The organism is Azoarcus sp. DN11 (assembly GCF_003628555.1).
GTDB lineage: Bacteria > Pseudomonadota > Gammaproteobacteria > Burkholderiales > Rhodocyclaceae > Aromatoleum.
The window spans coordinates 1010707-1022317 of record NZ_CP021731.1 but is presented as its reverse complement, the minus strand read 5'-3'; the positions used below and the strand labels follow the sequence as shown (position 1 = coordinate 1022317).

Genomic DNA, 11611 nt, shown 5'->3' with positions numbered 1-11611 from the left:
CGGCACGCAACCGGCGAGCGCGGTACGTGCGCGAACGCGGCCGATCCTTCGATGGTCGAAGTTTCTCGAATGGGCACGCAAGGCTCCCGGGATCGGACAAGGGAGCCGGCGCGCGGGCGAAGAGGAGGAACGGAGGAGGAGCGTATGGCTGCGGGGTATCGAAATCCAGCGGAATGGACCGTCGGCGGCGACAGGGGGGCGTCGCGCGCGCTGGCGCGCACGGAGAGCGTCGAACTCCTGGCGGATCTGTTGGGCGAGGCCGACATCCGGCTCAATGGCGAACGCCCGTGGGACATGCGCCTGCATCGCGCCGAGGCCGCCTACCGCATCCTGCTGCACGGCAGCCTGGGGCTGGGCGAGAGCTACATGGACGGCGACTGGGATGCGCCGCAGGTGGACGAGATGATCCTTCGCATCGTGCGTGCGCGCCTGGACCGCAGGGTGCGTTCGCCGAAGTTCGTGTGGCACGTGCTGCGCACGCATCTGGTGAATCTGCAGAGCCCGCGCCGGGCGAAGGTCGTCGGCGAGGTGCATTACGACCTCGGCAACGATTTCTTCGAGGCCATGCTCGATCCGCGCATGGCCTACACCTGCGGCTACTGGGCGAACGCGCGGGACCTCGCTGCGGCGCAGGAGGCGAAGCTCGATCTCGTGTGCCGCAAGCTCGGCCTGCAGCCGGGGATGCGCCTGCTCGACATCGGCTGCGGCTGGGGCAGCCTGATGAAGTTCGCCGCCGAACGTTACGGCGTGCATTGCGTGGGCCTGACGATCTCGGCGGCGCAGGCCGGGTACGGGCGCGAGCATTGCGCCGGGCTGCCCGTGGAGTTCCGCCTGATGGACTTCCGCGACATCGACGAGCCCTTCGACCGTATTGCCAGCCTCGGCATGTTCGAGCATGTCGGCCGCCACAACCAGCGCACCTACTTCGAGGTCGCGCGCCGCTGCCTGCGGCCCGGCGGGCTGTTCCTGCTGCACACGATCGGCAACAACTACCGCAGCGCCCACACCGATCCGTGGATCGACCGCTACATCTTCCCGAACGGCGACCTGCCCTCGCTACAGCAGATCGCGCGCGCGGTCGAGCAACGCTTCGTGATCGAGGACGTGCACAACTTCGGCGCCGACTACGACCGCACGCTGATGGCCTGGCATGCGCGCTTCGAGGCTGCGTGGCCGCGCTTCGCCGAGCGCTACGGCGAGCGCTTCCACCGCATGTGGTCGTACTACCTGCGCAGTTGCGCGGGCGCCTTCCGCGCGCGCGACATGCAGCTGTGGCAGATCGTGCTGTCGCCCGAAGGCGTGCCCGGCGGCTACCGGCGGCCGTCGTGAGCGGCGAATAGCCTCAGGGCTGGCCCAGCTGCAGGTAGTAGCGCACTTCGCCGACTTCGGGCAGGTAGCTCGCGCCGACGTAGATCGGGCCGATCGTGGTGTCGGCACCGAGGAAGAGCGACCACGCGCGGCGCCGGCCCGGGTCGGGGATGGGCGAAGTGCCGCGGTTGCGCAGCGTCGCCCATTCGGCCGAGGCGCCGGCATACACGCCGCGTCCGAGCGCATCCGGCAGGCGCGTGATCTGCCGGTAATAGGACGCGCTCGCGAGTGCGACCCGGTCGGCCGCGAGTTCGCCGTAGCGGTAGCCGGACAGGCGGAACGGGCCGCCCAGGAGCGTGCGGCCGATCTCCGGGAGGTCGCGGTCCGGACTGCCGGCGAACAGCGTGTGCAGGCGGAACACGTTGTCGCCGAGCGAAGTCGCCACATCGCCGTCGAGTTCGGTGAACAAATAGCGCCGATCCGCGCCGAACGTCGGCGAATGCAGCTCCGCGCGCACGCGAGCCGCATAGCCGCGGCGCGGGAAGAAAGGACTGTCGAGCCGGTCCAGGACGGCGTCGGCGTGCACCCAGCCGTCCTCGATCGTCTGCTCCGGAACGAGCGCGGCCCCGGAAACCACCTGCGAGGTGCGCCGCCCGCGGCGCCAGCCGGCACGCAGTTCGCCCCACATGCCGACCTCGTAGCCCGCATCGAGGCCGATCAGCCCCCCCTTCTCCTTGTTCTCCGACACCTTGCGTTCGTCCACGAAGACCGGCAGCACGCGGTTGAAGAGTTCGACGGAGGGCGCGACGAACCAGCCGCTATCGAGATCGAGCGGCTGGAAAAGCTCGGTGCGGATGCGGTTCGTGGTGCCGAGCTGGAGGTCGGTGTCCCAGCGCCCGCCGCGGGTGTTGAGCCAGCGGCGCGACAGCCCGGCGTAGAGGCCGACCTGCGAGCCACCTTCGAAATCGGCCGCGAGGCCGCCGCCAAAGCGCAGCAGGTTGGGGCCGGAGGCCTTTTCGTCGGCATCGAGCTGGACCGTGGCGCGCGCGCCGTCGTGCAGCACGCTGTAGCGCAGGCGGTCGAAATCGCCACGCTCGTAGATGCGGGCGATGTCCTGTTCCAGCTTCTTGAAGTCGAGCGGCTCGCCGATCTTCTGCGTGAGCGTCGCGCCGAAGAGGCGTTCGGGCACGAACTTGAGCCCTTCCACCTTGATGTCGGCGACCACGGGGGCGCGCTTGTGCCAGCGGAACTGGCGCAGCGCCTGCCATTTGGCGTAGGTGTCCTCGTCCACGCTGAAGCGCGCGAGCGAGGCCGACTGGCGCAGCGCGGCCTCGGTGCCGTACGGGATGGTCTCGAGCGCGCGCTCGAAGTCGCGCGAGGTGATGCCGGGGAGCTCGACCTGGATGAGGGCGTCGTCGGGGCCGAGGTGGCTGATCTGCTGGCGCACGTTCTGTTCGAGCGCGAGGTTGATCGCCTGCAGCGCGATGTCGGTGGCCGAGCGCAGGCGTTCGCGGGCGTATGGCGGCGTACCCAGGTTCACGGCGATGACACGGTCGCCGCACAGCTCGCGGCCGATGTCGACCGGCAGGTTCATCACGAGGCCGCCATCGACGAGCAGGCGCTTGTCGTTCTCGATCGGCAGGAACACCCCGGGCACCGCCATGCTCGCGCGCATCGCGCGCCACAGCGGCCCCTTGTCGAGCAGCACGAGTTCGCCGGTCTCGAGGTCGGTCGCGACCGCGCGGTAAGGCAGCGCGAGACTGTCGAATGTGTCGAGGACTTCGGCGTCGCCCGCGAGGCGGGTCAGGAAGGTATCCATCCCCTGCCCGGAGATCGCGCTCTGCGGCAACCGCAGGCCGTCGAGGCTGGCGCCGAGCGTGATCGCGGAGCGGTTGCGCGCGGCGTCCTGCTTGTCGCGGAAGGGCTGGTTCTCGCGCGGCACGCTGCTCGCGAACAGGTTGATCCAGTCGACGGCGTTGATCTCGCGCACCATCTCGCCCAGTTCCATGCCCGCCGCGTATGCGCCGCCGACGATCGCGCCCATCGAAGTGCCCACGATGCAGTCGACCGGAATGCGCATATCCTCGAGCACCTTGAGCACGCCGACGTGGGCGACGCCGCGCGCGCCGCCACCCGACAGCACCAGCGCGACGCCCCTGTGCGGCGGTTCGGCCGTCGCCGCGCGGGACGGGGCGGCTGCGGCCGTGCAGGCAAGGCAAAGGAGAGCGAGGACGATGTGACGCAGCTTCAAGCGCGGACTCGTGGAAGGCTCGGTGAGAATCGTGGGGGAGACAGGACGAAGATACCGCACGCGCGCGCCGTGCGGGTAACGGAAGTCCGCAAACGCGGCACAAAATGAAACGGGCGCCCCTTTTCGGAGGCACCCGTTTGCGGATGAGGGTGGCGAGCCCGACCCCCGGCACTTGCAGGGAACGGCTGTGGCTGCTGCCTTCCGGCCCTGACCAGGTTCACCGCGCTGCAATGCGGGGAGACCCGCCACGGGCGACATTGTAGCAGCTAATGCGGCGGCGGCCGGACAGAATGACATGGCTTCGGGCTATCCGGGGAGCCCCCTGCCCCGGCAGGGCCGGCGCTGCGACGCGCCTCACTCGCCGGACAGCTCCGGGTATTCCTGCCGGAGCGTATCGCCGCCGCGCTTCCACGCCAGGCATTCGCCGACGAAGGCCACGGCACGCGCGTCCGGCCAGCGTCGCGGATCGGGATCGATCGCCATCTGGCGTTTCACTCGGTCGGGCCACGAAGCCTGGGTATAGGTGTTGCCGACCTGCGTGATCAGGTCGCTCAGATGCACGCAGCCCTGCTCGCTGCCGATTCGCTCACGAACCTGGCGCCCGAACCCCGGCCCGATCTGCAGCCCGATCAGGCGGCGGTATACGTCCGTCGCTTCCCGACACACCGACCAGGGCGTGACCTGCATGGCGGCCTGCACGTCGCGGATCGTGAAATCGTCATCGATCAGGAAGTTGATGCCCATGTGGTGCATGAACTCGCCGCGGCGTACCGGATCGCGCGAACGAAAGCCGACCTCCTCGCCCTTCTCGTCCACCACCGTCGCCTCGATTTCCCACAGCCCGTCCTTGCGGCGATAGGCGCGGCAGGTGATCTGCCGCGTGTGCGTGAGCTCGCGCTCGCATTCTCCGAACATTTGCGCCCCTTCCTGAACCGGCAATCGCGCGATCGTCGTTCGCGATGCCAAACGGCCCAATGGTAACTGCGACGCGGGTACGCGAATCAAAGAAAACGGCGGGTCGCCCCGCCGTCTTCCGATCACTGCGCCGTGGGCCGGTGCATCAGCCCTTCAGTTCGGGGAAGTCTTCCTCGAAGAACTCGAGCGCGCCGCGGGCGGCGGCATCCTTGCCCTCCTCGCTCTTCCTCAGCTCGACGCGGCGGATTTTGCCCGAAATCGTCTTCGGCAGATCCGAGAATTCCAGGCGGCGGATACGCTTGTACGGGGCGAGCTTGTCGCGCGTGAAGGCGAAGATGTCCTTCGCGAGTTCCTTCGACGGCTCGAAGCCGGCAGCGAGGATCACGTAGGCCTTCGGCACGGCCAGGCGCACCGGGTCCGGGCTGGGCACGACAGCGGCTTCGGCGACGGCCGGGTGCTCGATCAGGATCGATTCGAGCTCGAACGGGCTGATGCGATAGTCGGACGCCTTGAACACGTCGTCAGCGCGGCCGACGTAGGTGATGTAGCCTTCCTCGTCGATGCTGGCGACGTCGCCGGTGCGATAGTGGCCGTCACGCATGACTTCGGCGGTCTTCGCCTCGTCGCCGGCGTAGCCGAGCATCAGACCGGCCGGACGCTTCGCGAGCACCAGGCTGATCTCGCCTTCCTGCACCGGCTTGCTGTCGGCGTCGAGGAGCGCGATGGTGTAGCCCGGCAGCGGGCGGCCCATCGAGCCGGGCTTGAGCTTCTGACCCGGCGGATTGCCGATCTGGCAGGTCGTTTCGGTCTGGCCGAAGCCGTCGCGGATCGTGATGCCCCAGGCTTTCTTCACCTGTTCGATGACTTCGGGGTTGAGCGGCTCGCCGGCGCCGATGAGCTCGCGCAGATTGGTCTTCACGGACGCGAGGTCCTGCTGGATCAGCATGCGCCACACGGTCGGGGGCGCGCACATGGTGGTGATCTCGTACTTCACCAGCACGTCGAGCAGCGCCTTGGCGTTGAAGCGGTTGTAGTTGTACAGGAAGACGCAGGCGCCGGCGTTCCACGGGGCGAAGAAGCAGCTCCACGCATGCTTGGCCCAGCCCGGCGAGCTGATGTTCATGTGGCGGTCATTGGGCAGCAGGCCGATCCAGTACATCGTCGACAGGTGGCCGACCGGGTAGGACTGGTGGCTGTGCTGGACGAGCTTCGGTTTCGACGTGGTGCCGGAGGTGAAATACAGCAGCAGCGGGTCGGTGACCTTGGTGACGCCTTCGGCCTTGAACTCGGGCGAGGCGGCGTAGGCGTCCTCGAACGACAGCCAGCCGGCGGTCGCGCCGCCGACGCTGACGCGGGTGTAGCTGCCGGCGAGGTCCGCGAACTTGTCGGTGTGGGCCTTGCCGATCACGACGTGCCTGACCTGACCGCGCTCGAGGCGGTCGGCGAGGTCGTCCGGGGTCAGCAGCGTGGTCGCGGGGATCACGACGGCGCCGAGCTTGATCGCGGCGAGCATGGTTTCCCACAGCGGGACTTCGTTGCCGAGCATGATCAGGATGCGGTCGCCGCGCGCCACACCCTGGTCGCGCAGCCAGTTCGCGACGCGGTTCGAGCGGGCCGACATCTCGGCGAAGGAGAGCTTCGATTCGCGGCCGTCTTCCTCGACGATCCACAGCGCGGGCTTGTCGTTGCCCTGCGCCATCGAGTCGAAGTAATCGAGCGCCCAGTTGAACTCGGTAAGCTGCGGCCACTGGAAACCGGCGTACGCGGTCGCGTAGTCGGTGCGGTTGGCCAGCAGGAAGTCCCGTGCTTTCAGAAACTCGGCAACTGCAGTCATTTCCTCTCCTTTCCCAGAAGCGGCGCGGCGGATGCGTCTCCGCCGTGCCCGATGTACGCCCGCTTGCCGCAGGCCCCGGCAGTGCAGTCGGGGTATTGTGCCGCAGGCGCCTTTGATTGAGTTTCGACGCCCCCGGTCGGGCGCCGGGCGGTATTTTGACGTTGACGTCAACGTCATGCAACCATGTTGCGCAGGGCACCGGCTCGCGCCCCGTTGACTGCACTGCAGAGGAAATCTTTCGTGACGAAGCGGCCGCGGGACCCGAAGGGCTCCTGCCCGCCGGTCGGCCTTCCTCGCGCCGCGCTACAGGGACTGCACGATCGGCGTCGCGGCCGGCACGGCGGCCGTATTGGCCGCGAGCCATGCGTCCGCGGAAGAAGCGCTCAGCGGACGGGCGAACAGGTAGCCCTGGAACTCGTGGCAGCCGGCGCCTGCGAACAGCTTCCACTGGGCCTCGGTCTCGACGCCTTCGGCGACCACGCGCATGCCGAGGTCGCGCCCCAGCGTGACGATCGCGCGCGACAGGATCGCCTCGCGTGTTCCCTCCGTGGCGCGCGACACGAAGGCCTTGTCGATCTTCAGGATGTCCAGCGGGAAACGTGCGAGATAGGCGAGCGAGGAATAGCCGGTGCCGAAGTCATCGACCGCGAGGCGCACGCCCAGCGCCTTCAGTGCCTGCAGCTGCTCCAGCGCGTCGACGCCCTTGTCCATCAGGGTGCCTTCGGTGATCTCGAGTTCCAGGCATTCTGCCGGCAACCCGTAGTCGGCGAGCGCGAGCGCGACCTGCGCGACGAAGGCGCCGGAGCGGAAGAGCCGCGGCGAGAGGTTCACCGCGACGGCGAGCGGCCCGAACCCGGCGCGGTGCCACTGCGCGGCCTGGCTGCATGCGGTGCGCAGCACGAATTCGGTGATCGATTCGATGAGGCCGACTTCTTCGGCAATGGGAATGAAGGTCGCAGGCGAGACGGCGCCGAACTCGCTACCGGCCCAGCGCGAGAGCGCCTCGACCGAGCAGGCGCGCCCGCTGGCGTCCACCTTGGGTTGAAAATACACCTCGATCTCGCCGCGCTCCAGCGCGTGGCGCAACGCCGACTCGAGGTGCAGGCGCTCGACCGCGGCGGAATTGAGCGAGGCTTCGTAGAACGCGAAGGTCGCGCGCCCGGCCGATTTCGCCGCATACATCGCCGCGTCGGCGTTCTGCAGCAGCTCATCCACGCCCTGGTCGCCGTCGAGCATGGCGATGCCGATGCTGCAGGTGACCAGCAGCTCGTGCCCGCCCAGCTGCACGGGGCGTGCAATCTCGCGCAACACGCGCTCGAACACCCGCGGCAGCGTGTCGGCGGCGCCGTCGCAATGCAGGATGAGCACGAATTCGTCGCCGCCGTAACGCGCCACGGTATCGATCGAACGCAGGCAGCCCTTCAGCCGCGAAGCCGCGACCAGCAGCAGCTCATCGCCGATCGCATGGCCGAGGCTGTCGTTGATGACCTTGAAGTTGTCCAGATCGACGAAAGCCACCGCGACCTCGCCGCCTTCGCGCTCGACGAAGGCACGCGCCTGCTGCAGGCGGTCACGCAGGAGGTTGCGGTTGGGCAGGCCGGTGAGCGGATCGTGGTTGGCCTGGTGTTCGAGCTGCTCGCGGTAGCGCTTGGCGACACTGATGTCCTCCACCGTGCCCTGGTAGTACAGCAGCTCGCCGTATGCGCCATAGACGGCATGTGCGGTCTCGGCGATCCACAGCACGGAGCCGTCGCGGCGGAAAATTTCCGATTCGAAATCGCTGACGTAGCCGCGCTCGGCGATCTGGCGCTTGAACTCGTCGCGCCGTCCGGGCAGGACGTACAGGCGGCGGTCGATGTCCTGCAGGTCGGCGATCAGCGCTTCGGGCGAATCATAGCCGTACATGCGGGCGAGTGCCCCGTTGGAGGCGAGGTAGCGCCCATCCACGGTGGTCTGGAAGATGCCGATCACGGAATTCTCGAACAGGCTGCGGTAGCGGCCCTCGGCTTCCGCCAGCCGCTGGCGCGCGTCGACCCGCCCGGTGATGTCCTCGATGAAGGACTCGGTCACGTAGCGTCCGTCCTCGTCGCGGACGCCCATGCCGCGCTCCAGTACCCACTTGATGCTGCCGTCGCGGCACTGCACCCGATACTCGATGCGGTAGCGCCCCCCCGCGGCGAACGCAGCCAGGATCTCCCTGCGCACCGGAGCACGGTCCTCGACATGGATCAGGTTCTCGTAGCGCACGCCGTCGTCGCCGATCAACTCATCCGGGGCGTAGCCGAACAGCCGGCGCGCGCCTTCGCTGACGAAGCGCATCGTCCAGCGCCCGTCGATCGCGCAGCGGCACACGACGCCATCGAGGGTGTCGAGAAGGACGCCCAGCACCCGCTCGCTGCTCATGTCGGGCGGCACGGCGGTGGCACGAACAACCGGCGGGGGCGCACTGTGCGCGCCCCCGAGTGGCGCCAAGGGGGTCATCAGGTGTGTTTCTCCGGAACGTGACGGCCAGCCGATTATTTGACGCTTTTGTTACAACTATGTGTACGTTCAGGCAGCGCTTCGCCCCGCCGCGACCATGCGCCGGATTTCCGGCACGCAGGAGCCGCAGCTGGTGCCGCACTTGAGCTTGTCCTGCAACGCGTCGAAACCGGCGCCGCCGGCGATCGCCGCGGCGATGTCGCTCTCGGAGACGTTGAGGCAGTTGCACACGATGCGCCCGCGGCTCTTCGCCGCCGCCGGCGGGCTCGCGAGCGGCGCGAGGATCCAGCGGCGCAGCTCCGCGGTCGGCTGGCGCTCGACCAGCACGTCGCGCAGCCAGCCGGCGGCCGCGGTCTCGCCGGTGAGACGCAGGCCGACGAGGAGGCCGTCCTCGATGCGCGCGCGTTTCGTGATGCCGCGGCGCGCGTCGCTGTAGGCGAGACAGTGCTCGTCGTCGAGGCCCAGCAGCGCGTCGAGCTCGTCGAGCCAGACTTGCGGGATCGGCTGGTCGTGCCCGATGCGCAGCACCACGGCGGGATGGTCGCGGCCGGCGAGCGCGAGCGAGGCGTAGGCGAAGCGCTCCAGCCACGGAGCGAGGCGCGCGGCGCGCTCGAGCGTGACGCCGGCGGGATCCCTCGCTCCTTCCTCCCCCGCCGTCGCCGCCTCAGGCTCGCCGCGCATGATCAGCGCCTGATGCGGCAAATGCGCTTTCTCGACCTGCACGGTCGCGTGCTTCAGTTCCGGCTGCTTCGAGTACGGATCGAACTCGCGCAGCGTCAGCATGTTCACGCCGCCCGAGTTCAGCGCGTTCGCACCCCAGTGCATCGCGACGAAAGCCTGGCCGGAGCGGATCTCGTTCGACGCGGCGGCGCGCAGCACGATCTCGCCGCGCCGGCTCTTCACGCGCACGAGCTCGCCGTCCTTGAGGCCGCGCAGGTGCATGTCGTCGGCGTTGAGCTCGATGCGCGCCTCGTCGACGTGGTTGTAGAGGCGCGCGACCTTGCCGGTGCGGCTCATGCCGTGCCACTGGTCGCGCAGCCGGCCGGTGGTGAGATGCAGCGGGTAGCGCGCGTCGGCGCGTTCGGCGGCGAGTTTTGTGGTCGGCACGACGAAGTGCGCTTTGCCGTCGGCGGTCGCGAAGCGGCCGTCGGCATAGAGGCGTGCGCGGCCTTCGCTCGCGCCTTCGGGGAAAGGCCACTGCTGCGGCCCCTTGCCGTCGAGCACGGCATAGGACAAGCCGGCGATGTCGAGATCGCGCCCGCGCGTGGTCTGCGCGTGTTCGGCGAAAATCGCCTCGGGGCCCGCGTAGTCGAACAGGCGCACGGCCTCCGGCTTGCCGATCAGCGGTGCGAGCCTGCGCGCGAAGTCGCACACGATGTCCCAGTCCGCGCGCGCCTCGCCCGGTGCGGGAATCGCGCGATGGACGTGGGTGATGCGACGCTCGGAGTTCGTCACCGTGCCTTCCTTCTCGCCCCAGGTCGCAGCCGGCAGCAAGAGATCCGCGAAGGGCGCGGTCTCGGTGTTGCCGTAGGCTTCCTGCAGCACGACGAAGTCGCAGCGCGCCAGCGCCTCGCGCACGCGTTCGAGTTCGGGGAGCGACTGCGCCGGGTTGGTGCAGGCGATCCACAGCGCCTTGATGCGGCCGTCGTGCATCGCGTCGAAGAGTTCGACGGCGGTGAGGCCGGGCGCGGCCGGCACGTCCGGCACGCCCCACAGGCGCGCCACTTCGGCGCGGTGTTCGGGGTTCGCGAGCTCGCGGTGGCCGGACAGCAGGTTCGCCATGCCGCCGACTTCGCGCCCGCCCATCGCGTTGGGCTGGCCGGTCATCGAGAACGGCCCGCAGCCGGGCTTGCCGATCTTGCCGGTGGCGAGCGACAGCGCGATCAGCGCCGCGCCGTTGTGCGTGCCGTGCGTGGACTGGTTGAGCCCCTGGCACCACAGCGACATCGCGCGCGGCGCCTCGCCCCACCAGCGCGCGGCGGTGCGGATGTCGTCCGCTTTCACGCCACAGACTTCGGCCGCGACCGCCGGCGTGATCTCGCGCACGTGCTCGCGCAGCGCGTCGAAGCCTTCCGTGTGCTCGCGCACGAAGGCGTTGTCGACGAGGCCCTCCCACAGCAGCACGTTGAGCATCGCGTTGAAGAGCCAGATGTCGGTGCCGGGCAGGATGGGCAGGTGCAGGTCGGCGGTCGCGGCAGTGTCGGTGCGGCGCGGGTCGACGACGATGATCTTCATGTCCGGGCGCGCGGCCTTGGCGTCCTCGATGCGGCGGAAGGCGATCGGGTGTGCGTAGGACGGGTTGCCGCCGGCGATCAGCAGGCAGTCGGTCGCGGCGAAGTCCTCGTACGAACAGGGCGGCGCGTCGGCGCCCAGCGTCTGCTTGTAGGCGGCGACCGCGCTCGACATGCACAGGCGCGAGTTGGAGTCGACGTTGTTCGAGCCGATCAGGCCCTTCATCAGCTTGTTGAAGACGTAGTAGTCCTCGGTCAGGAGCTGCCCCGAGATGTAGAAGGCGACGGCATCGGGGCCGTGCTCGTCGATCACGGCGGCGAAACGCTGCGCGGCGGTGCCGAGCGCCTCGTCCCAACTCGCGCGGCGGCGCGGCTCGCCCTTCGCGGTGCGCAGTTCGGGATGCAGCAGGCGCGTCTCGGGGCGCGCGGTGAAGTGCAGCGTGGAGCCCTTCGTGCACAGGCGGCCGAAGTTCGCGGGATGCTCCGGGTCGCCGCGCACGCCGGTGATGCGCGCGCCGTCGTGTTCGATGAGGACGCCGCAGCCGACGCCGCAGTAGGGGCAGGTGGCTTTCGTTTCCATCGTGATCTCTC

At 68.8% G+C, this 11611-nt stretch carries 6 protein-coding genes and 1 other RNA gene; 1 reads left to right on the top strand and 6 read right to left on the bottom strand.

The genetic code is table 11. The features are described from left to right. Positions 1 to 144 precede the first annotated feature (144 nt). A complete protein-coding gene (gene cfa, locus CDA09_RS04610; protein WP_121427540.1) occupies positions 145 to 1329 on the top strand; it encodes a cyclopropane fatty acyl phospholipid synthase in 1185 nt (394 codons plus the stop codon). A 13-nt stretch (positions 1330 to 1342) separates the two neighbouring features. Here cfa and CDA09_RS04605 read toward each other — a convergent pair whose 3' ends face one another. The 6 genes from CDA09_RS04605 to CDA09_RS04580 form a co-directional block, all read right to left on the bottom strand. Further along, entirely contained in the window at positions 1343 to 3559 is a 2217-nt protein-coding gene (locus CDA09_RS04605) for a patatin-like phospholipase family protein (RefSeq protein ID WP_121427539.1), read from the bottom strand. A gap of 148 nt (positions 3560 to 3707) precedes the next feature. Continuing rightward, an RNA gene (gene ffs, locus CDA09_RS04600) (signal recognition particle sRNA small type) lies at positions 3708 to 3806 on the bottom strand. A 107-nt stretch (positions 3807 to 3913) separates the two neighbouring features. Next, positions 3914 to 4474 carry a DUF2889 domain-containing protein gene (locus CDA09_RS04595; protein ID WP_121427538.1) on the bottom strand — a complete coding sequence of 187 codons (561 nt, stop codon included), beginning with the start codon at positions 4472 to 4474 and terminating at the stop codon, positions 3914 to 3916. Between the two features lie 145 nt (positions 4475 to 4619). Continuing rightward, a complete protein-coding gene (locus tag CDA09_RS04590; RefSeq protein WP_121427537.1) occupies positions 4620 to 6308 on the bottom strand; it encodes an AMP-binding protein in 1689 nt (562 codons plus the stop codon). A 303-nt stretch (positions 6309 to 6611) separates the two neighbouring features. Beyond that, positions 6612 to 8789 (bottom strand): putative bifunctional diguanylate cyclase/phosphodiesterase, encoded by a 2178-nt coding sequence (locus CDA09_RS04585; protein WP_286164379.1) that lies wholly within the window; start codon positions 8787 to 8789, stop codon positions 6612 to 6614. Positions 8790 to 8858: 69 nt separating this feature from the next. Then, positions 8859 to 11600 carry a nitrate reductase gene (locus CDA09_RS04580; protein ID WP_121427536.1) on the bottom strand — a complete coding sequence of 914 codons (2742 nt, stop codon included), beginning with the start codon at positions 11598 to 11600 and terminating at the stop codon, positions 8859 to 8861. Positions 11601 to 11611 lie beyond the last annotated feature (11 nt).

Coding starts and splice junctions, on each gene's coding strand:
- cfa (WP_121427540.1), top strand. CDS start 145: ATGGCTGCGGGGTATCGAAATCCAGCGGAATGGACCGTCGGCGGCGAC.
- CDA09_RS04595 (WP_121427538.1), bottom strand. CDS start 4,474: ATGTTCGGAGAATGCGAGCGCGAGCTCACGCACACGCGGCAGATCACC.
- CDA09_RS04590 (WP_121427537.1), bottom strand. CDS start 6,308: ATGACTGCAGTTGCCGAGTTTCTGAAAGCACGGGACTTCCTGCTGGCC.
- CDA09_RS04585 (WP_286164379.1), bottom strand. CDS start 8,789: ATGACCCCCTTGGCGCCACTCGGGGGCGCGCACAGTGCGCCCCCGCCG.
- CDA09_RS04580 (WP_121427536.1), bottom strand. CDS start 11,600: ATGGAAACGAAAGCCACCTGCCCCTACTGCGGCGTCGGCTGCGGCGTC.